A 22,332-nucleotide genomic window follows, 5' to 3' on the forward strand; every position below is an offset into this window, starting at 1 on the left:
AACGGGTTTGTCCGCTGGTTTTAATTTTATTATTTTTGAACGTTTTCTTCATAATCACCGTTGATACAGACGACTTGTTTTCCACCTTTGACTTTCTTCTCAACAAGATATTGCCCACATTTGGGACACGGACGCCCGATTGGTTTATCCCAAGAGGTGAAATCACAGTCTGGATAGCGACTACAGCCGTAGAATAAGCGATTTTTCTTTGATTTACGTTCAATGACTTGACCTTCCTTACATACGGGACAAGTAACACCAATCTCTTTGACGATTGCTTTAGTATTGCGACACTCTGGGAAATTGCTACATGCATAAAATTTGCCGTAACGTCCTAACTTGATGACCATCGGATGGCCACATAGATCACAATCAAAACCAGCAGGTTCATCTTTGATTTGGATTTTTTCGATTTTTTCTTCTGCGTTCGTCAATTCTTTTTCGAAAGGACGATAAAAACGATCGACTACTTCAACCCATTTTTCTTGTCCAATACCAATTTTGTCCAAATCACCTTCCATTGAAGCAGTAAAATGAACATCTACAATTTGTGGGAAGAATTCAACGATCAATGAATTGACGATTTCACCTAATTCAGTAGGTTCAAATCGTTTATTCGTTAGTTTAACATAATAACGTCTTTGAATCGTTTCTAAAGTCGGCGCATAAGTTGATGGACGACCGACACCATTTTCTTCTAACGAACGAATTAATGTAGCTTCACTAAATCTTGCTGGCGGCTGAGTGAAATGTTGTTTTGGTTCAATATCAAGAGCGTTGACTTTATCGCCTTCAACTAGATCAGGTAAAATATTTTCCTTGTCTTCTTTACCATCATCGCGGCCTTCAACATAAACCTGCATAAATCCTTTAAATTTCACTTTGGCACCATTTGCAATAAAAATCACACCATTTTGTTCCAATGTCACTTTCATTGTATCCAAAACAGCAGGTGTCATTTGACTAGCAACTAAACGTGACCAAATCAACGTATAGAGTTTTAATTGATCTTTGTCCAAGTATTGTTTGATTTCATTTGGTGCACGTAAAACACTAGAAGGACGAATGGCTTCATGGGCATCTTGAGCGCCCTGAGCATTTTTCACTTTCCGTCCGCCGTGTGCTGAAAATTCAGAGCCATAATTTTTTTCAATGTATTCGGCTACTTCTGCTTTCGCTGAATCTGCAATTCTAGTGGAATCTGTACGCATATAGGTAATTAAACCTACAGTTCCTTGCTTGCCTAAAGCAATACCTTCATACAGTTGTTGTGCAACCATCATGGTTTTTCGTGTTCTGAAATTTAATTTTCTGGCTGCTTCTTGTTGTAAACTACTGGTTGTAAAAGGTAACGCAGGATTACGTTTCCGCTCTTTCTTTTCAACTTTTGTCACATCGTATTCTTTGCCATTGATTCGAGTAGTTACTTCTTTTACTGCTTCAGCATTCGGTAATTTTTTCTTTTTACCATCCAGCCCCCAGAAATTAGCCTTAAATTTTTTCTTTGCTTTTTGAAAATTACCATCAATGCTCCAATATTCTTCTGGAATAAATTTGCGAATATCATTTTCACGATCAATGATAATTTTAAGTGCTACAGACTGTACTCGACCAGCACTTAAGCCTTTTTTCACTTTGCGCCAAAGAATTGGACTTAGTGAATAACCTACTAAACGATCTAGAATACGACGTGCTTGCTGTGCATCTACTAAATCTAAATTAATCGTACGTGGTTCTTTAAATGCAGATTTCACTGCTTCTTTTGTAATTTCATTAAAAACAACTCGATTTTTATCATTTAAATCCAAGCCGAGAAGGAAAGACAAATGCCAAGCAATAGCCTCTCCTTCTCGGTCTGGATCGGCTGCGAGATAGACTTTTTCGGCTTTTTTAGCAGCCGTTTTTAAACTTTTAATAACGTCGCCCTTACCACGAATAGAGATATAGTGTGGCTCATAATTATTTTCAGTATCTACACCCATTTTACTTTTTGGTAAATCGCGAATATGCCCAACACTGGCAACAACCTTATAGTTTTTCCCTAAGTATTTTTCAATCGTTTTTGCTTTAGCTGGTGATTCCACAATAACAAGATATTTATACGCCATTCAACGTGTGGCTCCTTTCGGTTTTTGTGTTTCTTCTATTATATATATCAAAATGTAGAGAACTCACAAATCGTACTTCATCATATCTATTCGTTACAGGTTTGTCAAGGATAGATGCAGTTAAATCGAAAAAAGTTGAATTTCTTCTAATATATCTTGAGGACAAATAGTACATTTTGCTCCTTCTTGAATAAGGCGATGGCAGCCGTCAGATTGTGTATCAAATAGATTGCCAGGGACTGCAAATACTTCTCGTCCATACTCTAAAGCTGCCTGTGCGGTGATTAAAGACCCGCTTTTTTTACGTGCTTCAATTACACAGGTACCCAAACTCATACCAGCGATAATTCTATTTCGCATCGGGAAGTGATATTTTCTAGGTCCTGCCCCGTTAGGATATTCACTAATGACTAGCTGCTCTTCCATCATTTTTCGTTGAATATGTGCAGTTTCTTTTGGATAGCAAATATCTAGACCAGTTCCGATGACTCCGATCGTATTGCCACCATTTTGCATTGTGACTTGATGGCTGACACTATCGATTCCTTTAGCTAACCCGCTTACAATTGTCAACTCATTACAGATTATCTCTGGAAGTAGTTTTCGAACAACATTTATTCCATAAATAGAAGCCGCTCTTGCTCCGATAAAGGATAAACAATTTTTTTTTAATAGCTTGATATCTCCTTTATAAAATAATACTACTGGGCAATTATAAATTTGCTTTAAGTGATAGGGGTAATTGGGATCCAAAATCGTAATAAACCTGTGTTGAGATTGATATTTTTTCAACTTATCAGGATTGGTTGTCCAGTAATCCCATGAATCAGAAAATAATTTTTGGTAGGTTGTGATACCAGCAATCTGAATAATTTCTTCTTTCGTTAAATCAGTACAGTCGTTGTACTTCATTGAAAAATCCAAAACTTTTAGTATACCTAAGTTGCCAATACCGTTACAAACTGTCAATTTAAATAGTAGGGTTCGTTGTCTTACATCCATAAAAAAACCTTCTTTCGCAAATACTTGTTATAGTAAGTATCCGCAAAAAAAGGGGTTTTTCATTTTTTAATACATATCTTTGATAGGAGCAAAGGTTTTTCTATGGATCGTACATATTCCGTGTTGCTCTAGTCCTAATAAGTGTTCTTTGGTTCCATAACCAGCATTATTTTCAAAGCCATAGCCTGGATACTTTTTAGCATAGTCTTCCATTAATCGATCACGAATGACTTTAGCAACGATACTTGCTGCTGCAATCGATATGGAACGCGCATCACCTTTAATAATACTTTCTTGTGGGATGTCGACATCTAATTTCATCGCATCGATCAATAAATAATCGGGAATGAAGCAAAGGTCTTCCAATGCAATACCCATAGCTAGTTTTGAGGCTTGATAAATATTGATTTCATCGATTTTAGTGTGATCTACCATACCAATTCCAATTGAAATAGCTTGGTTTTGGATTTCATCATAAAGTTTCGCTCTTTTTTTAGCAGATAACTTTTTAGAATCATTTACGCCAAGTAATTGAAAATTTTCCGGTAAGATCACTGCTGCAGCAACAACCGGTCCCGCCAAAGGACCGCGTCCTACCTCATCTATACCTACAATTAATCGATGGCCGGTTGCACGTGCTCTTTTTTCAAACAGCTGCATTTCTTCAAATAATGCTACTTCTTTTTCGTGTCGTTGTAGCCTTCGATCCCATTGAGCAAGAGCTTGTTGAACCCCACTACGTTCATCAGCTTGCCATAACGATATCCGTACATCATCTCTTTTATCAATAGTGGCCAGTAGAGCTTTGATTTGTTGAATTGATTCAGTTTTCATCTTTTGTAGCTCCTAATTCTTCCCAACGATCTAATGTATAGGGTCCCAATTTGCTGCTGCGGATCTCTTGGATGATCATTTCACTCGCACGATCGTAATCATCACGAAATCCTCGTTTTTGACTGATCAACATCAAAAGTTCAGCTCCGGGTAAAAAGGTATCCTCTTTTGATAACTGATAGCGTTCAACTAAACGCTGTGGATAAAAACGTGAAAAAAAAGTTAATCCGTAAATAGCCAAATCATCTAAGTGAAGCAATTGATCTTTAATCGCACCAGTTAAAGCCAACTTTTTACCGATTTCTTGATCTTCAAATTTAGGCCATAAGATTCCTGGAGTATCAAGTAATTCTAAATCCGTTCCAGATCGAAGCCATTGCTGTCCTTTTGTCACTCCGGGTTTGTTGCCAGTTTGGGCAATTTTTTTACCAACTAAACGATTCATCAATGTGGACTTTCCTACATTAGGAATTCCAATGCACATTGCACGGATTGCACGCGGCTTCAAGCCTTTTGAACGTTCTCGATCGAGTTTTTCTTTTAGGGCTTTTTTCGCTTCGGGTATGATTTTATTGACACCTTTATTTTGTTGAGCGTTGATTACTAAAGTATGGTAGCCTTTTTCTTGAAAATAGTGCTGCCACTTCTGATTTTGTTCTTTGTCAGCTAAATCACCTTTGTTTAACAAGATCAAACGTGGTTTTTGCTGTACGATTTGATCCATCATTGGATTTCTAGAAGAAAGAGGTAATCTAGCATCAATCAACTCAAAAACGATATCAACGTATTTTATTTTTTCAGATACTTCTCTTCGGGCTTTCGCCATGTGCCCTGGAAACCATTGTATTGTCATTCTATCACCTATCTTGGTATAAATTTCATATGTGGTATTGGATAGTAAACGAATTGTGCCTTGCCTAAGATATACTTACTTTCAACAGCGCCAAAAGAGCGGCTGTCTTTTGACATTCGTCGATTGTCGCCCAATACAAAATAACTATCTTGTGGTAAAACATCTTCTGTAATAAGGTTGCTTAAATCAAAATTCGTTGTATAAGGAGCCAGCTCGTGGTCCTTTTTTATATTTTTTTCTAAAAAAGCTTCTTCGATTGGCTTTTCATTTATATAGAGCTGATCATCTTCGTAGCGCACAGCCTCTCCAGGCATTCCAATGACTCGTTTGATATAAATAGCTCCTGTTGGCAACTTAAATACCACGACATCAAAACGCTTGATTGCTGAGAACTTTTCCATCACGATCATGTCACCTTGACTAAGCGTTTTTTCCATTGAATTACCATCAACTTGAACAGGAATCAAAATAAAACCTCTTAATATAAATAAAAAGACTAAGGAAGGAACGAGTAATTTCATGAAAGAAATAAAGCAACCTATATAAAAATTTCGTTTTTCCACTCTTTTTCTCTCCCTTTCTTTCACTGATTCTATTATAAAGGAAACACGATAGAAAAAGCGACTAATTTAAAGGAAAAATTGAATCTGTCTGTGAAAAATTTAAAATTGTCATACACGTGTAACTTTTGCTATATCAATTTTACGAATCTATTTGTTTTCTTTTTTTAGTTCTTTTATACCAGCTTCATAAAAAGCATCGTTATCTTTGATTTTCTGGCCAATTGCTATTTCGATTAGAGTTGCTGTTTCATTGTCTATCTCACCTGTAATTGGCAGTTCACTATTTTTTTGGACGGACTCGACTGCTAATTTCGTTTGTTCAGAAAATTCACTGCTTTGACCATCGACCTCATAATCGAGTGCCTTTAATAAGGCATTGACATTTTTGACAACAGGAGAAGAATCTCCTTGTTTTAAAGTCTTATCTCTAGAAATTGGAGACAGGTATGCATAGTCAGGATAGTCGACTTTAATCGTTGGTTCTAAGCCTTTTTCATGGATCCATTCACCGTTTGGAGTTAGCCATTTTAAAACAGTTAATTTGATTTCACTTTTACCATTAAGATTTTTAACGGTTTGAACCGTTCCTTTACCAAATGTTTTCGTACCAATAATTGTTTTGTCTCCAGATTCCTTTAATGCTGCTGCGAAAATTTCCGAAGCACTGGCACTTCCTTCATCAACTAAGACGACCGTTGGTTCCGTGACTTTGAAGCCATTATCTAATTGAGTAGAGGCAACTTCTTCACTGGTATTGCCATTTTTATCTTCAAATTGGATGATTGGTTTGCCATCTTTAAGGAACATACTAGCCATTTGCTCAACTTGATCTAGTAGTCCGCCGGGATTTTGGCGTAAATCGATTACAAATGAAGTTGCCCCATCTTTTCTTAATGTTTTGATCGTTTTTTGAAGTTCTTTAAACGTATTTTCACCAAAAGAGGTAATTTTGATTGATCCAACTGAGGGATCTGTTTTGTCTAGCTCTCCTTTGACCGTTTCGATCGGAATTGTGTCACGAATTAGTTTTAATTCAAATGTTTCTTCCCCGCGGGCAATTGTCAAGCGGACCTCAGTTCCTTTTTTCCCTCGAATTTTACTGACGACTTGAGTAAGGGTTTTTCCTTGCGTTTCTTCATCATCGACTTTCAAAATTGTATCGTTGGTTTTCATACCTGCCTTAGCTGCTGGTGAACCTTCAATCGGTGCTTGTGCTACGGTGGGAAGATCATCTGTCATCGTCATGGTAGCTCCGATTCCTTCGAAACTGCCAGCAAGACTTTGATCTAATTCGTCCGCTTCTGGTTCGTTTAAATAACTAGAATAAGGATCATCCAGCGCTTCGGTCATGCCTTTTAACGCTCCATCGACCAATTTTTTTTCATCGACTTTTCCTACATAATTATTGATGATTTCATTATATAGAGCATCGATCTTTTTTAAGTCCTCATTTTGAGTAGGACTATCCGCAAGCTGTTTTTTATATTGGTAGTCAAAATAAATGTAGCAGCTGCCGCCAGCTAAAAAGGCGACACAAATGATCGAAATAAGGTATTGGCGAAAAGGGACTTGTTGTTTATTTTTCATAAGGTCATCTCTTTCTATAAAATTATCATTGCGTATTTTCCAGTTTACCACGAAAAAAAAAGAAGGAAAAGCTTTCTTCTCCTTTCCTTCTTTTTATTTATTGTTTTCTAGATATTTTTCCCAAATTTCGTCAAAAATATGCATGTTTGTCAAATAATCTGCATTCATTTCTAAATAGCTCGATAATTCATGATAATCCTCAGATTGCTTAGGAAATTGAATATCTTTTGCTGCATCATTTGCGAATTGACTCTCTTCGGTTTTTCTAGGGGCTCTTAACGTCATTAAATAATGATAAAAGCTTCTTCTCATAGTTTCACCAATTCTCTTTTATAAAATTTGCTCGGTTTGCATGTGCGTCTTCATAACGTTCAGGATCTTTTTGATAAAAAGCTTGGTGATACTCTTCTGCTGGATAAAAAACAGTTGCAGGTTCAATGGTTGTGACAATAGGTTCACTGAATCGGCCGCTTTCTTGTAATTTTTGGCGACTCTTTTCAGCAATTTTTTTCTGCTGATCGTTCGAGTAAAAAATAACAGGACGATAGTTATCACCGCGATCCTCAAACTGACCTAATGCATCCGTTGGATCAGTCTGCTGCCAATAAATCTCGACTAATTTTTCATAGGGCATTACTGTTGGGTCGAACTCGATTTCAACCGCTTCTGTATGGCCTGTAGTGTGACTTAAGACTTGTTCATACGTAGGAGCGACAACATGGCCACCTGTGTAACCAGAAGTTATTGCGTGAATGCCAGGTTGTGTATCAAAGGGCTGGATCATACACCAAAAACAACCACCTGCAAATATTGCTTTTTCGCTCAATTTGATTCCTCCTCAGTGTCACTCTTGTTCGTTGCAGCATTGCTATCTTTTGGTAAATAAATGTTCATACGAATATCATCGTCTACTAGGTTGATTTTTTCTGCTCTTATGAATAGACCATTTTGCATTCTGAATTGATCCAAACGCAATAAAATAGTACTATCATCCGGATTTACTTCAACCCAACTAGGTAGCTTATAATCTCTTTGAACGAATTTTAGAATCTCTTTCATGGGCAGCCCTAAAGTTCCAATCGATAGGCTTTTCGCTTTTAGCTGCACATTGCCGTTATCCATGACGTAAGGATCAAAGTAAAGATAAAATTGAATGGGATGGCCTAAAACTTCAAATGTACCATTCAGCATCGCTTCATTTTCCAAATAGAATTTATAAGTGATATCTGATCCTTTTTGAAAATCAGCAAGATAAAAATCAATCAATGCATTGATCTGTTTTTTCTTTGATTGAATCGCGACAACAGGTGTTCCGTCTTTTTCTACTAGTTCCGGAACTGGTTTATAATTTGGCTCACGAACTTGCGTAATCCTTACAAAAACAAATGTAATACTTCCAATAATAAAACCGACTAAAACGATGAAAGCTACTTTCCAACGGTTGACCTTATTTTTCACTTCAGGTGTTTTTTTTCTGCGTTTGTTTATTTTTTGACCTTCTTTTTTTTCTTCTGGTTCAGTTGTCATTGACGTCACTCACTTCCTTTTTCGAGCCATTTATCTTGTGTTTTTACTATCTCTTCACGAACAGTACTAGCCATGATTTGGTAGCCTAAGTTATTAGGGTGGAAATGGTCTTCTTCATATAAAGCATTATTTTTGATATCATGTTCGCCACTTGATGTAGTAGCTGCAGCGGTATCTTCGCTACTAACGATCCCCACTTCATCACCAGCACCTTTATAAAGCAAATCATTGATTGGAATAAAATAGGCATTCGAATCTGCATTAACTATTTCCTCTGTTCCCTCATTCCAATTGTCCACTATCTCCTGCATTTCAGTAATATCAGGAAAATAAAGATAAAAAGGATTGTAGATACCTAGAACATAGATCGGTGCATCCGCATTATATTTACGAATTTCTGTAAGTAACTTTTCTACTTCTTTTTGATAGTTTTTCAAAGGTTTTTTAAACGAATCCTTTGTCAGGCGGAAAACATCGCCCTTGATTACCTTCATTAAATCATTTCCGCCTACAGTCAATGTTATAATATCGGCTGAGGCTAAACCTTCTTGAATTTCAGAGTTTTTTTTGATTCTTTTAAGAATTTGATCGCTGCGATCGCCGTTTTTACCGAAATTATCCGTTTGTACCCCATTCAAATGATACTTTTCTTGTAAGTCTTTGGCAACTAATGGAACAAATCCTCCAGAATTTGTTAAATCACCGATGCCTTCAGTCAACGAATCACCAATAGCTGCATAATGAATTACTTCTTTTTTGTCATTTTTTACGGTCTGCGCAGTTCCTGTACCTAAGATTGGCTTAGCTTTAGGAACTGCCACTAACAATAGCAAGAATACACCAATGATTGTGATAAAAAAAAGTGCATAACCTGACCAATTTTTTTGTAAAAATAGTTTCATTGTATCCCTTCCTCTGTTGTAAATCACGAAGCGTTTGATCCCTCAGAGAAAAAACAGGCCTTGGATTTTTTTATTCTAATTAAATTATCTCTATTTTGAGTCTATTTGTACAGTAAAATCTTATTAAAAAAAGCAGATCAGTTTGATCTGCTCAAAACTCAGTCTGTGTAGTACATGATAGCAAAAGCACTTTTGCCTGTATGAGTGGCAATTACTGGATTCGTGTGTAATACCGGGATATCCATCTCTGGAAATAAAGCTTGTAGACCTTCCTTAAATCCGTTGGCTAACTCTAAACCATCTGCATGAGAAATCCCGATTTGTCGTACATTAGGCAAATTGCTCAATTCGTTTTTCAACTCCTCAAACCATTTGTTGAATGTTTTCAAGCCACGGCCTTTAGCAACGGGTATCAATTCTGTATGATCAAAATCCATGACTACTTTCATATTGAAAATGCTAGATAAAAGCCCCGTTGTTCGGCTGATTCTGCCACCTTTAACTAGATTATCTAATGTGGAGATCCCAATGAATAGTTTTGTATTTTCTTTGACATGATTGATCTCAGCTAAAATTTCTGGAACACTTGCACCATTTTTCGCTAATTTAGCTGCTTGGATAACTTGAAAGGATAATCCTTGGTCCGTAAAATCACTGTCAATTACAGTAACATTAGCTGAACTAAGGTTTCCTGCTTGTCTTGCGGCTTCTACTGTACCACTTAAACCTTTAGTCATGTGGATTGAAACGACTTCACTACCGTCAGCTCCCAAACGATCATAGAGCTCTACAAATTCACCGATTGGGGGTTGACTGGTTTTAGGTAAAGCTTTGGCTGTGCTCATCAGTTCCATAAAATGTTCGCCTTCTAAATGATCATCGTCAGCATATACTACACCATCGATCATCACAGATAAAGGCATCATTTGAATATCTAAATCATCGCGTACACTTTTCAGCATTGTGCAAGAAGAATCCGTCACAATTTTAACATTTGTCATAATTTTATCACTCTTTCTTTAAAAACAACCTCAATTCGTGGTAAAATACTTTTGAGGCTTAAATGTCTATTTTTATTATAACAGACAAAGAATTATTTTTCACCAAATTAAAATGAAGGAAGTTGATTTCTTGGAAAAAGCAAAATTCTCGAGAAAATATATGATTGTAAATGAGGTGCTCAATGCAGTGACACATGGGATCGGTGCTGGCTTAAGTATTGCAGGATTAGTAATCTTGCTTGTCAAAGGTGCCCGCCTTGGTTCTGCTGTTCATGTCGTTTCTTATGCGATTTATGGATCAACTTTGATTCTCTTGTTTTTGTCTTCTACCTTATTTCATAGTTTGATTTTTACTAAGGCTAAGAAGGTTTTTCAAGTTTTTGATCATAGTTCGATTTTCTTATTGATTGCTGGAAGTTACACTCCATTTTGCTTATTAAGCATCAAAGGTTGGCTTGGCTGGTTACTGTTTGTTCTTATTTGGGTCATGGCAATTAGTGGTGTGGTGTATAAATCATTAACACTACATAAGCAAGAAACAGTAAAAAATGTTTCAACGGTTATTTATATTATCATGGGTTGGCTTTGTGTGATTGCTGCGAAACCTTTATATGATTCTTTGGGGCCTATCGGTATTGCCTTACTAGTTGCAGGTGGGGTCTCCTATACGTTAGGGGCTGCATTTTATAGTTTAAAAAGTGTTCGCTTTATGCACGTAGTTTGGCATTTGTTCGTTATGCTGGGTGCGGGGTTCATGTTCTTTTCAATTTTATTTTATACTTAGCTCGATGAGTAATTCTTTATTCTAAAGGGTTTTTAGTCCTTCTTTTTGATTCATCAAAAAAGAAGGACTTTTTTTGTATTTATCTCTTTACAAACCGAACAAACATTCGTATAATAACTATACAAACGTTTGTTCGATAAAAATTATGAGGTGATCAAGAATGAAAGCAGTTCGTCGTGGTGGGTTATTATTTGTTGTATTGATTATTGGTATTTTCTTAGGAACATTAGGATTACGATCCGCTTTACTTATTGTCAGCCCTCTGTTTATTATATGGTTTATGTTGTGGGATGAAAAAAGATACTCTCATACACGAAAAAAAAATGAACATCAACATTATGTATATCGTAAGTACCCTTAGATTGAATCTTATATATTTTCCTTAACTAACTAAAAATGATCTTTACTTTAGATGACTCTAAAGTAAAGATCATTTTTTAATATTCCATCAAAGTCACGATTTCATAATCAGTAATTTTATCCCGACCATGTAAATCCATCAATTCAATCAAGAAAGCACATCCTACGACAATCCCGCCCAATGACTCAATCAGTTCGATAGTCGCTTTAATCGTACCACCTGTTGCTAATAAATCATCACAAATCAAGACACGTTGACCTGGTTGAATTGCATCTTTGTGCAACGTTAATGTATCTGTTCCGTATTCTAAGTCATATGTTACTTCAATCGTTTCACGAGGGAGCTTTCCCTTTTTGCGGACTGGCGCAAAACCAACACCTAATTCATATGCAACTGGACATCCAACAATAAATCCGCGTGCTTCTGGTCCTACAACCATATCGATTCTTTTTTCTTTTGCGTAATCTACAATTTGTTTTGTTGCTTCACGATAGGCTTCACCATTGGCCATCAACGGCGATATATCTCTGAAAATAACGCCTTTTTCTGGATAATCTGGAATACTAGCAATATAATTTTTTAAATCCATCTTTTATACTTCCTCCTCTTGCCACAGCCATTGTTGTAATGTCTCACGATCGCTGTATAACAAAAACTCTTCTGTTTTGATTCTTTTTAAGCGAGTTTGATAGACCTTGCTTTCCGTCAAAGGATGATTTTCAGGACTCTCAACTTTTCTTAAAACACCGTTTTCTATTGTAACAAATCCTAGATCAAAAAACACCTGAATCATAAATATTAATAATTTTTCTTGTATCTTGAGATGCTGTGCCACCACATTCAGCTTATAACGAACATCAACTTGCTCTTGTTGTCTGACGAATTTGTATAATTGTGCATATTGTTCTCTTGTTCCTGTTCCATTCAAATAAGCTTCTTCTTGGGAAATTGCCATCAGATAAACACGCTCTATTTTACCACCTTGCGTAATTTGTTTTAATACATTAAGATCATCAGGACAATCCACAAAGACAAGTTGCTGAGGATTAGTACTCTTGATCATTGCTATAGCCTCATCAGCTTGGCTGACAAGCAATTGCTGACTAGCCGGATCATCGATCAATTTTTTGCTCTCAGAATTGAAGTAAACATATAATGTATTTGAAACAGGTATTTCTTTTTGGCGGCCATTTTTCCCTCTAAGGTCAAACAGCTGAACCCCATCAACTGAAAAATCAGTGACCATTAGCTGTGGCTTCTTGTTTCCATTCCATTCGTTGATCGACAACTGACCAACAAGATTCGTCGTCCCTTGACCAAACTCGTCTACTTGATTGCCCATTTGAAAAGCAATAGCATCTAATCTAGTACTGCCTTGACTTAATTGAAATTTAAGATGACTTTTATCTGCGCCAATTTGCCGACTCTGTTCGATAGACACATTTTCAAATAGAAAATTGGGTACTGGATTATCTGTTCCAAAGGGAGCAAGAATTTTTAGTTGTTGAATAAACGTTAGTGTTGCTTCATCGACGTTCAGTGACTCATCAACGAGTAATTCTTGTCCTTGGGATAAGTCGATTTGGTTTATTTCTAGATAATTTGCTAGATGTTTCTTCACTGTATCAAGATTTGCTACAGGGAGTGTCATCCCTGCCGCCATATGATGACCGCCAAAATGAATAAATTCTTCACGAATTTCACTTAACGCATTGAATAAATTCAAAGCTGAAACACTGCGTCCAGACCCTTTAGCTGATTCATTTTTTTCATCAATCGTCAATACGATCGTTGGTTTTCCAGTATCTTGCATGATTCTTCCAGCTACGATTCCAAGAACCCCTTCAGGCCATCCTTGTTTTGCGACAATGTGGATTTGATCAATCGGATCAATCAATTCGAACGCTTCTTTAGTAATTGTTGCAACAATCTCTTTCCGCTCATCATTTTGACTATTGATGAATGTTGCGATTCGTTCCGCTTCTTCTTCATCAAATGTTGTCATTAATTCAACACCTGGAGCGGCATCGCCTAATCTACCTAAAGCATTTAAGCGTGGTGCAATCGTAAAACCAATATTCTCTTCACTAATCGCTTCTTTTTTCAACTCAGATAAATGAATCAAAATATCCAATCCGATTCTTTCACCAGTTCGAATCATCTCCAATCCCATTTTTACAAGGACTCGATTTTCATCTGTCAATGAAACTAGATCCGCAATGGTTCCAATCGCAACTAAATCAAGAAATTCAGCAGGTAGTTCTCCCAATAAAGCAGTTGCGACTTTAAAGGCTACGCCAACGCCTGCCAATTCCCCAAAAGGATAGTGTCCTTTGGGATGTTTTGGATGAATGATCGAAAACGCGTTTGGTAGTTCTGGCGGTAATTCATGATGATCTGTAACTATGACATCAATGCCTTGTTCCATCGCATAATTAATAGCTTCATGACCTGCTACACCATTATCTACTGTGACAATCAATTGAACCCCTTTTTCGATCTGCTCTTTAAACACCGCTAAATTTGGACCATAACCATGAATAAAGCGGTTAGGTAAAAAGTAGTCTACTTCTCCACCAATCAACTCGATTGCTTCTTTCATCACAGTTGTACTCGTAATGCCATCAGCATCATAGTCACCGTAAATCAAGATTTTTTCGCCTTGCGCTACGGCATCTTGAATTCTTGTTATGGTCTTTTCCATATCATACAGTAAAAAAGGGTCATAAAGATTTTCTACGGTTGGACGTAAAAATGTTTCTAAGGCCTCTGTTGATTGGATATTGCGATGCCATAATAGTTGGCCTAGCAATGGATTTATTTGTTCTTGCGTTAGTATAGTTGAAAATTCTTCAGGCAACTCTGTTTTTTCACGCAATTGCCATGTATATTTTGCTTTTTTCACGACGTCACTCCTAACCAAGTAATTATAGCAAATAGAATGAGAAAACTAAAGAAAGTATCTTAAAAGAGTTGTAAATGAAAAGTCTTTGTTTGGATTTGAACAATCGGATCAAAATCCGAGGCTGAGACATAACTCTATGAGTTACATCTCAGCCTCAAGGAATCCGAATAAACGGTGTGAGCAGAAGCAGATCATTTGGAAACAAACTGAAATTCACAAAAATTTGAAAAATAATTTTCGTGAATTCCAGCTTATTTTCCGGGGTTAAACACTTCTGTCCCAACCTTGGGTTCGAAGAGCCTGGCTATTTCCACTTTTTAGTTATACTTCTTCATTATTTCTTGGTTTAGTAAAATGATCGATACGACTCCCGACAGGTTCAGTTTCTACAACAGGTTCAATAGGTATTTGAGCCGCTACTTCATCATATTTAGCCTGCAGTTCAGCTAATTGATTTTCATATGCACGTTTAACTTTTTCCACTTCTTCTTTTGCTAAGGTATCGGCATCGTTTTTATAAACTTCGAGTTCTTTGTTTAATTCTTTCACTTGTTTTTTTTGTTTCCACATAGTTGTTGTTGAGGTCAGTAAGCCAATCAAAGCCCCAACAATTGCAGAGCCCAGAATAATCAGAATCAATGGACCTGAAATTTTTGTAAAACCAAAACTGACTGGAACTGTCTGGTTATTCAACACTGCGAAAATGACCACAATCAGGACCAACAAAAGCCCTATAAACACACGCCACTGATTTTTCATGTTTTTTCCTCCAAAGTTAAATTATTTTTTATTCAAAATACCACCAGCTAAAAGATCTCCTATATGTGGAAACAGCGTGTATAAACGAGAAGCACCTTCCATGATTCGTGGACGATTGATCTCACGTTTATGAGTACCCATCACATATACGATTTCTTTGGCAAGTTTATTAGGTTCTAACACAAATACATCTACAGATGCTAAATAATCCCCTGATGGATCAGCTTTGTCAAAGAATTCCGTTTGAATCGGTCCAGGATTAACAGTTGTAACAGAAATTCCTAAAGGTTTTAATTCTAAACGTAAGGCATTTGAGAAACCTAAAACAGCAAATTTGGTTGCGGAATAAACAGTTGATTTTGCTGTAGCCATTTTTCCTGCCATCGAAGCTACATTGATGATGTGCCCTATTCCACGTTCCGCCATTTGTATTGCGACTTTTTGTGTAAAGACCATCATACCTAAAACGTTCACTTCAAACATATTTCTAGCAATAGCTAAATCAATATCCATAAAATTCTCAAAAATACCAAACCCAGCATTGTTAACTAATACATCAATTGGCCCAACTTCTGCCTTGATCTTTTCGAAAACAGTTTCCACATTTTCAGGATCTGCAATATCTAATTGAAAAGAAAATGCATCTTTTCCACTTAAAGCTTCACACGCTTCTTTCACCTTTCCGATCAAATTGATTCGTCTAGCACAAACGACAACGATTGCGCCTTTTTTAGCGGCCTCATAACAAATTTGTTCACCTAAGCCAGCAGAACCGCCTGTTACAACCACTACTTTATCCGTTAAATCTTGTCCAGTATACATTTTGTTGCCCCCTTACTCAGCTCTAAATGGTATTTCGACAATTTCCATGTCTTTCACAATTTTTGTGTTTGGGAAAATTTCTTTCGCTTCATTTTCCAATTGAATAATATCCCCAGTTAAATAACGAGCGCTGATATGAGTTAGTATAAGCTTTTTGGCATTTGCATTTAATGCAACTTGCGCTGCTTGGTGACTAGTGGAATGATAATATGCTTTTGCCATTTTTGCTTCGTCTTTGTTGAATGTACTTTCATGAACCAAAATATCGGCATCTTCCGCAAGTGAGACGCTGTTATTGGATTTTCTCGTATCGCCTAAAATCGTCACAATCCGTCCAAGTTTTTTTTCACCGACAAAATCTTGACCATTGATTATCCGTCCATCTGGTAACTCCACAGATTCACCACGTTTGATTTTTCCGTAAATTGGACCTGAAGGAATATTTAAGGCAGTCAGTTTTTCTACTTGCAACTCGCCTTCATGATCCGCTTCAATGATCCGATAACCAAAGCTCTCAATGCCGTGATCTAAGCGAGAGCAAGTAACTGTAAATTGTTTATCAGAAAATATCGTTCCTTCTTTTGTGATTTCAATAAACTTCAGCTCATATGAAAGTCGTGTTTGCGAAACTTTCAACGCCGTTCGAACATATTCTGCAATGCCGACTGGTCCATAAATTTCTAGTTTTTCATTTCCGCCTTGAAAAGAACGACTGCTCAATAAACCTGGAAGTCCAAAAATGTGATCTCCGTGCAAATGGGTAATGAATATTTTTTCGATTTTTCTTGGGCGAATCGTACTTTTTAGAATTTGTAATTGTGTGCCTTCGCCACAATCAAACAACCAAACGGCATTTCTTTCATCTAATAATTTTAGTGCGATACTACTTACGTTACGATGTTTTGCTGGAACGCCAGCTCCTGTACCTAAAAATTGTAATTCCATGGGCTACCTAACTTTCTTTAAACTTCTTCTATATTTTAGAAGAAAGTTCCCACTTTAGCAAATAATATTTATTTTACAGGAAAATGCAAAATAACGGTCGTTCCTTTAGGTGTGGTATCCGTTAATTCAATTTTCCCCTGATGTTCCTCAACAATCCATTTAGCAATTGCCAACCCAATGCCATACCCGCCTGTTTTACGGTTTCTAGAACTTTCGCCACGATAAAAACGTTCAAACACTGCTGTCTTTTTTTCATCGAGAATGCCAATACCCGTATCGCTGATTTTGATCAACCATTCATTATTTTTAACGCTGGAAAAAACAACAATTTTTTCTCCAGACTTAGTATATTTTAATGCATTATCTAACAAAATGATCAGTAATTGATGAATTCTTTTTTTATCGAAAACAACTTGTTGGTCCTCACCTAGATCGATCATAAACGCTTTATCTTCTGCTAGCGCTAGTTCTTGATATGGCAATAGTACATTATTTAAAAAGCAATTGATCTTTACTGGTGTTTTTTCTAGGGTCAAGGCATTCGAATCTGAGCGTGCTAATAATAACAAATCGCTCGTTAATTGGCTTAGACGTTGAACTTCATCTAACGATAAAGCAATCGTCTCTGATTCTTCTAAAATGGTATGATTGGGGTTTGTAAACAACTTTTCTAATTTAGCTTGGATAATCGTCAATGGTGTTCTTAATTCGTGAGAAGCATTTTCTACGAATTCTTGTTGTTTCTTCCAAGAGATCAAAATGGGTTTCATAAACCATTTAGAAAGAAAATAACTTAATCCGATGGATAACAGCCCAAAAACAACCATACAAATAATTAGGATTTGCTTAAAACGTTCAACCGTCCCTTTGATGGGATCCGTGTTTACCAGTAATTGGATATAAGCTATTTGGTCCTGATTTTCTATCGGTATTGTAATCGAATGAAATTGCAGTGAACGATCATTACTATCTTTCGTTTGAACGCTGGTAACTTTATGTAACTGATCCGTCGATAATTTTAAATTCTGAAAATCATAAAAACGAGAACCTAATTCAGATTCATTAACGATTTCACCATCTTTAGACCAAAGAATTACTTGTTGCTGGAAGTTATTGGGCGGTGGTGTGTCAAATTTACTGAGCTGGGGGGATTTCCCTTGCAGTCTTTCCGTTTGCAAAAGCTGATGTTGTAAAAATTTTTGATCATTAGCTAAACGTTGCAGATCGTTATCGACCGATTGATAAATCGACGTTTGGACTAATTGAAACACAATTAGCCCTAAGACTAGGAAAATACTTGCGAATGAAATCAGGTTGATCATGAAGTAATGGACTCTTTGTTTTTTACTTAGTTGCTTATTCATGAATCACTCTCCTTCTGATGCTTCAAAAAGATACCCTACATTACGTAAAGTTCTAATCCAGCGATCAAGACCAAATGGTTTTAAATTCTTTCGCAAGTTGCTCATATAAACTTCCACAACGGTTAACGTTGTATCTGATTGAAATCCCCAAATGCGGTCAAATAATTGATCTTTTGTGATGATCCGTCCTTGATTTTGCATGAGGTAATGTAGTAGATCAAATTCTTTTCCTTGCAGAGTTAACTCATTTCCTTTGTAGCTTGCGTGACGATTATCAAGGTCCAAACGGAGCTCATTGACGACTAATTCATTGTTTCCATTCATACCAAGTGCTCGTCGCGCTAGCGCCTGAACACGTAGTAATAATTCTTCTCTATGAAACGGCTTCGTCAAATAGTCATCTCCACCATTTTTAAACCCGTTAACTTTATCCTCTAGCCCATCTTTAGCAGTCAAAATTAAAACAGGCGTGTAGATATTCTTTTGTCTCAATGCACTTAAAACTTGTTCACCTGTCATTAATGGCAACATTAAGTCTAGCACTACTAGATCATAAATTCCTCGTTCTGCTTCGTATAGCGCTTCTTCTCCATCATAAACTTGAACGATTTCCCCTACTTCTGACAAAATTTCTAAAATACTGTCTGATAAAATTTCATCGTCTTCAACAAGTAGTATTTTCAACATTTATTTCACATCCTTATAATCAAAAAAGAAGACGACGAGAAAGAATCTCTTGTTCACGTCTTCTAGTTTAGCCCTTAGTCTTATGATTCGGTCAAGGTAAAGACAATTTCAGTCTTCACCTTGATCTGCTCACTTTACTAATAAATAGCAATTAATTCTCGTTTGCGTTTTGTTTTTTATCTTGCCATGATTTTTCAGCAGAATCTTTTGTTTCTTTTTCTACAGCTTTGGCATCTGTGATTTCTTTTTCCACATCTTCAAAATCTAGACGAGTAATTTCTCCACCTAGTTCATTCATGATCAACTGATTTAACGGACGATTGTCATCTTCGTCTGCGATTAAGATCAAGCCAGTCTCCCCTTCACCGATTTGTTTCGTCACATGTTCGAAGACTGTTTGAGCACCTTGAATTTCTTTAGCATCTTGAGAAGCACCGAATAAGCTTCCTGCAAACCAACCAAGTAAAATTCCTAAAGGACCTCCTAAAATACCAATCAACATTCCGATCATACTATTTTTGGATGTGTGATCATTACCTGTGAAATCTAGGAAATCGTCAATTTTGAATTGATGAACGCCATCATTAATATGGGTCACAACAGCCATTTGTTCCCCTTTGATTTTTTTCTCTACGTACAATTTCTTTATTTCTGAAAATGCTTGGTAAGCTTGACTTTCTACTTCAAAGTGCATAATAATAACTCGTTTAGACATATAACCACCTCGTTCTATTTGATACTCTTATTCTATCAATAAACCAGCTGTTAAAGCAATAAAAATCAATTACCTCGGTGGTTGTCCCCCCCCCATTTGTCCGCCACTGACTTTTGCGCCTGATTGATCAACTGAAGTCATTACATTTTCCAGTGTAATTTTTGCCAATTCAGTTCCACTAGAGTAGTTGCTATTGTTGTATAAACCGTTTTTAACAGTGCCTGAATCTTTGCCATTGATTGATAAGGTAATTGTCTCCCCTACTTTTAAGTCAGGTGAGCTAATGGCAATATGAGAAAACGCCTTTTCAGGTGCAACTGAAGCAATTGTTTTGCCCGATTCATTTTTTAAATTGATCAATGTCCCTGCTGCTTTCGTATCATCAAAGTAAAGACTTAATGTAGCTTGTGCAGAAGAGTCACTACTAGCCATCGCCATCCCCGAACTGCCACTAGAGACTAACATACCACCATCCATAGTAAAGGTTCCATCATAATCTAGGGCCGCATTTCCATTATCGGTCGGTCCATTGACTATTAGTGTACCTGACGTCATCCGGACATCCCCATTGCTGTCAATGCCATCGCCATCTGCATTGACAAAGATATTTCCACCATTGATTTCGATGAAATTGGTGCTATCTCCATCACCGCCAGGTTCACCAAATGCATCTGTACCAAATTGTCCTGCTTGTTCTGACTCACCAGAACTACCCCCAGCAGCGTTGATTCCATCATCCGAAGCCAAAAGAGAGATCGTACCATTGTTAATGGTAACCGAAGCCCCTTCCAATCCTTCATACGAGTTGCTGATTGCTATCGTACCATTATTAATTACTAAATCAGTATCAGCATGTATGCCATCATCCCCACTTGCTAAAGAGAAACGACCATTATTGATGGTTACTGTAGCATTCGAATGAATAGTATCATCAGCGGCATTAAAATCAAAGTTTCCATCATCAATAATGATGTTTCCAGAAGCCTTGAGCCCTTTATAGCTAGCTGTGGTATCAATTGTGTGGTCGTCATAACCATTAGCTGTCTGAACGGTAATATTAGCAGTCGAAATGGATAGGTTCGTTTCAGCTTGAATACCATCATTTCCTGATTGAATGTTAAATTTTCCACCATCGATTGCAATCCAACCTTTATCTGCATCAGTGCTGTTATTCGCTTGGATTGCGTCACCTTCTGTTGTTTTTAAGGAAAAAGTACCACCTGCAATAGAAATCGAATCCTTACCTTTGATCGCGTTATTCTTAGCCGTAACGTTAATGGTGCCATTCGTAATAACTAAGTCGTCTTTACTACGAATACCATTATCATAAGAGCCCGTCACGTCTAGCGTACCTTTCCCATTGATGACTAGGTCATCTTTACTGAAAAAAATTGCATCGGGTTCCGTTTCATCAGCAGAAGCAAAGGTGTAATTGCTACTATCAATAAGCGTATTTTTAGAGCCATCTGCTAAAGTTGTAATTACTTTTTTTGCTTGTTCTACATAAATTGCAGAGGATGAGGCATTTGTTAGTGACACTTCATTTAAAACTAGATGAACCTGTTCATTATTGGCACTGATTTTTATTTGCCCATCATACGTTCCAGAAATAATATAGGTACCACCTGCGGTAATGGAGATGATGTTATCTTTTTCTGAAGCGCCAGAACCATCAATTTCTGCACTCGTCTTTTTTAACTCAATTTTTGTTGCGGAGCTTTCATCATAACTTTCATCAAAGTCTTCCTCATCATAAGTACCATACTTATTTTCAGTAGATTTTTTTGCATCTTCGACAGTAATAACGTCTTCTGAATTTTTTGAAGATAACGTGTTTGTATTTGGATCTTCTTTCGTGCAGCCCGATAATAAAAAGACGAGCATTGTTAAGACTGTTAAACCTAATTTCGCTTTTTTCATGTTATTCACCTACAATTCTTCTCTATTTGTGGCTACCTTACCTGAAATAATTGTTAAATTTCCATTCCTTATGCGCATGGCATCCATCAACTCTTTTTCTGTTTGACTATCTTTTAATGTAATACGATAACGCAATTCATAAAGACTGCCCATATTCGTTGTTTTGACTGAGTCTAGAGTTGCAGAATAGGTATACTCTTGAAATAGGTCATCAAATAATCCTGGATAATCTAAATCTTCTGGGATCGTGATTTTTATTTCCCGTTCTGTCACCTTTTGCTTTTCACCAAAATGAACTGTGTTTAAAATCAATAAAAATAAAGCAATGATTAAAGAAAATAGTGTGACATAGCCAACATAGCCCATACCTGTGGCCAACCCAATTCCCATCGACCAAAAGATACTAGTGATTTCTCTAGCTCCTCCGGCTACTGAACGAAATCTGATTAAACTAAAGGCACCTAAAACGGCAACACCCGTACCTAAATTCCCATTAACTAACATGATGACTAATTGAACCAAGACAGGTAAGACAGCTAATGTGATCACAAAATTTTTACTATAAACATTTCGATACATATGAACACAAGCAACTAAAAGACCTAATAAAACCGAAGTCATAATACAAATCAAAAGTTCCTTGAACGATACTTCAACTGAACTTTCTACTAAAAGACTAGACAACATATTGAA

Annotated in this window: 23 protein-coding genes; 2 read left to right on the forward strand and 21 right to left on the reverse strand. The window is 36.8% G+C overall.

The window, feature by feature from the left end; genetic code table 11:
* Positions 1-29 precede the first annotated feature (29 nt).
* The 11 genes from topA to IGJ55_RS08410 all read right to left on the reverse strand — a co-directional run bounded on the left by topA (position 30) and on the right by IGJ55_RS08410 (position 10,377).
* Positions 30-2,108, reverse strand: a complete 2,079-nt coding sequence (topA, locus tag IGJ55_RS08360; protein ID WP_069641400.1) for a type I DNA topoisomerase — start codon at positions 2,106-2,108, stop codon at positions 30-32.
* A 120-nt stretch (positions 2,109-2,228) separates the two neighbouring features.
* Positions 2,229-3,110, reverse strand: a complete 882-nt coding sequence (gene dprA, locus IGJ55_RS08365) for a DNA-processing protein DprA (protein WP_429949794.1) — start codon at positions 3,108-3,110, stop codon at positions 2,229-2,231.
* A gap of 66 nt (positions 3,111-3,176) precedes the next feature.
* The gene (locus tag IGJ55_RS08370) at positions 3,177-3,944 is read right to left on the reverse strand and encodes a ribonuclease HII (protein WP_429949793.1); all 768 of its coding nucleotides are present in this window, start codon (positions 3,942-3,944) and stop codon (positions 3,177-3,179) included.
* The gene (gene ylqF, locus IGJ55_RS08375) at positions 3,934-4,797 is read right to left on the reverse strand and encodes a ribosome biogenesis GTPase YlqF (RefSeq protein WP_069641403.1); all 864 of its coding nucleotides are present in this window, start codon (positions 4,795-4,797) and stop codon (positions 3,934-3,936) included. The genes IGJ55_RS08370 and ylqF overlap by 11 nt, the downstream gene beginning before the upstream one ends.
* Before the next feature lie 8 nt (positions 4,798-4,805).
* Positions 4,806-5,318, reverse strand: a complete 513-nt coding sequence (gene lepB / locus IGJ55_RS08380; RefSeq protein ID WP_239574139.1) for a signal peptidase I — start codon at positions 5,316-5,318, stop codon at positions 4,806-4,808.
* A 189-nt stretch (positions 5,319-5,507) separates the two neighbouring features.
* Positions 5,508-6,947, reverse strand: coding sequence for a S41 family peptidase (locus tag IGJ55_RS08385; protein WP_430608089.1), 1,440 nt, complete (start codon positions 6,945-6,947; stop codon positions 5,508-5,510).
* Positions 6,948-7,040: 93 nt separating this feature from the next.
* Complete coding sequence (locus IGJ55_RS08390; RefSeq protein WP_069641406.1) at positions 7,041-7,259, reverse strand: YozE family protein; 219 nt, start codon at positions 7,257-7,259, stop codon at positions 7,041-7,043.
* 4 nt (positions 7,260-7,263) lie between these two features.
* On the reverse strand, positions 7,264-7,773 hold the full coding sequence (gene msrA / locus IGJ55_RS08395) for a peptide-methionine (S)-S-oxide reductase MsrA (protein ID WP_083244427.1): 510 nt from the start codon (positions 7,771-7,773) through the stop codon (positions 7,264-7,266).
* Positions 7,770-8,474 carry a YpmS family protein gene (locus tag IGJ55_RS08400; RefSeq protein ID WP_207120332.1) on the reverse strand — a complete coding sequence of 235 codons (705 nt, stop codon included), beginning with the start codon at positions 8,472-8,474 and terminating at the stop codon, positions 7,770-7,772. Before IGJ55_RS08400 ends, msrA begins: the two co-directional genes overlap by 4 nt.
* Before the next feature lie 5 nt (positions 8,475-8,479).
* Positions 8,480-9,376 carry an SGNH/GDSL hydrolase family protein gene (locus tag IGJ55_RS08405; RefSeq protein ID WP_069641408.1) on the reverse strand — a complete coding sequence of 299 codons (897 nt, stop codon included), beginning with the start codon at positions 9,374-9,376 and terminating at the stop codon, positions 8,480-8,482.
* A 158-nt stretch (positions 9,377-9,534) separates the two neighbouring features.
* The gene (locus tag IGJ55_RS08410; RefSeq protein WP_069641409.1) at positions 9,535-10,377 is read right to left on the reverse strand and encodes a DegV family protein; all 843 of its coding nucleotides are present in this window, start codon (positions 10,375-10,377) and stop codon (positions 9,535-9,537) included.
* Positions 10,378-10,507: 130 nt separating this feature from the next.
* On the opposite strand from IGJ55_RS08410, the gene trhA reads away from it, so the two are divergent.
* Together trhA and IGJ55_RS08420 are read left to right on the forward strand one after the other, a co-directional pair.
* Entirely contained in the window at positions 10,508-11,161 is a 654-nt protein-coding gene (trhA, locus tag IGJ55_RS08415) for a PAQR family membrane homeostasis protein TrhA (protein WP_069641410.1), read from the forward strand.
* A gap of 160 nt (positions 11,162-11,321) precedes the next feature.
* On the forward strand, positions 11,322-11,522 hold the full coding sequence (locus IGJ55_RS08420) for a hypothetical protein (protein ID WP_069641411.1): 201 nt from the start codon (positions 11,322-11,324) through the stop codon (positions 11,520-11,522).
* Between the two features lie 76 nt (positions 11,523-11,598).
* Here the strand turns inward: IGJ55_RS08420 and IGJ55_RS08425 are convergent, their stop codons facing one another.
* The 10 genes from IGJ55_RS08425 to IGJ55_RS08470 form a co-directional block, all read right to left on the reverse strand.
* The gene (locus IGJ55_RS08425; RefSeq protein ID WP_069641412.1) at positions 11,599-12,111 is read right to left on the reverse strand and encodes an adenine phosphoribosyltransferase; all 513 of its coding nucleotides are present in this window, start codon (positions 12,109-12,111) and stop codon (positions 11,599-11,601) included.
* A 3-nt stretch (positions 12,112-12,114) separates the two neighbouring features.
* Positions 12,115-14,427 carry a single-stranded-DNA-specific exonuclease RecJ gene (recJ, locus tag IGJ55_RS08430; protein ID WP_430608091.1) on the reverse strand — a complete coding sequence of 771 codons (2,313 nt, stop codon included), beginning with the start codon at positions 14,425-14,427 and terminating at the stop codon, positions 12,115-12,117.
* A 321-nt stretch (positions 14,428-14,748) separates the two neighbouring features.
* Positions 14,749-15,186, reverse strand: a complete 438-nt coding sequence (locus tag IGJ55_RS08435) for a LapA family protein (protein WP_069641414.1) — start codon at positions 15,184-15,186, stop codon at positions 14,749-14,751.
* Between the two features lie 21 nt (positions 15,187-15,207).
* Positions 15,208-16,008 carry an SDR family NAD(P)-dependent oxidoreductase gene (locus IGJ55_RS08440; protein ID WP_069641415.1) on the reverse strand — a complete coding sequence of 267 codons (801 nt, stop codon included), beginning with the start codon at positions 16,006-16,008 and terminating at the stop codon, positions 15,208-15,210.
* A 12-nt stretch (positions 16,009-16,020) separates the two neighbouring features.
* Positions 16,021-16,953, reverse strand: coding sequence for a ribonuclease Z (gene rnz / locus IGJ55_RS08445; protein WP_069641416.1), 933 nt, complete (start codon positions 16,951-16,953; stop codon positions 16,021-16,023).
* 68 nt (positions 16,954-17,021) lie between these two features.
* A complete protein-coding gene (locus IGJ55_RS08450; protein WP_069641417.1) occupies positions 17,022-18,317 on the reverse strand; it encodes a sensor histidine kinase in 1,296 nt (431 codons plus the stop codon).
* 3 nt (positions 18,318-18,320) lie between these two features.
* Positions 18,321-19,004: a response regulator transcription factor gene (locus tag IGJ55_RS08455; RefSeq protein WP_069641418.1), complete on the reverse strand. Its 684-nt coding sequence runs from the start codon at positions 19,002-19,004 to the stop codon at positions 18,321-18,323.
* 151 nt (positions 19,005-19,155) lie between these two features.
* Complete coding sequence (locus IGJ55_RS08460; RefSeq protein ID WP_069641419.1) at positions 19,156-19,719, reverse strand: DUF1269 domain-containing protein; 564 nt, start codon at positions 19,717-19,719, stop codon at positions 19,156-19,158.
* A gap of 69 nt (positions 19,720-19,788) precedes the next feature.
* Positions 19,789-21,639: a carbohydrate-binding domain-containing protein gene (locus IGJ55_RS08465; RefSeq protein ID WP_430608093.1), complete on the reverse strand. Its 1,851-nt coding sequence runs from the start codon at positions 21,637-21,639 to the stop codon at positions 19,789-19,791.
* Positions 21,640-21,648: 9 nt separating this feature from the next.
* Positions 21,649-22,326: a DUF4956 domain-containing protein gene (locus tag IGJ55_RS08470; protein WP_069641420.1), complete on the reverse strand. Its 678-nt coding sequence runs from the start codon at positions 22,324-22,326 to the stop codon at positions 21,649-21,651.
* Positions 22,327-22,332 lie beyond the last annotated feature (6 nt).

Source organism: Enterococcus sp. AZ170 (assembly GCF_050545135.1).
Taxonomy (GTDB): Bacteria; Bacillota; Bacilli; order Lactobacillales; family Enterococcaceae; genus Enterococcus_L; species Enterococcus_L ureilyticus.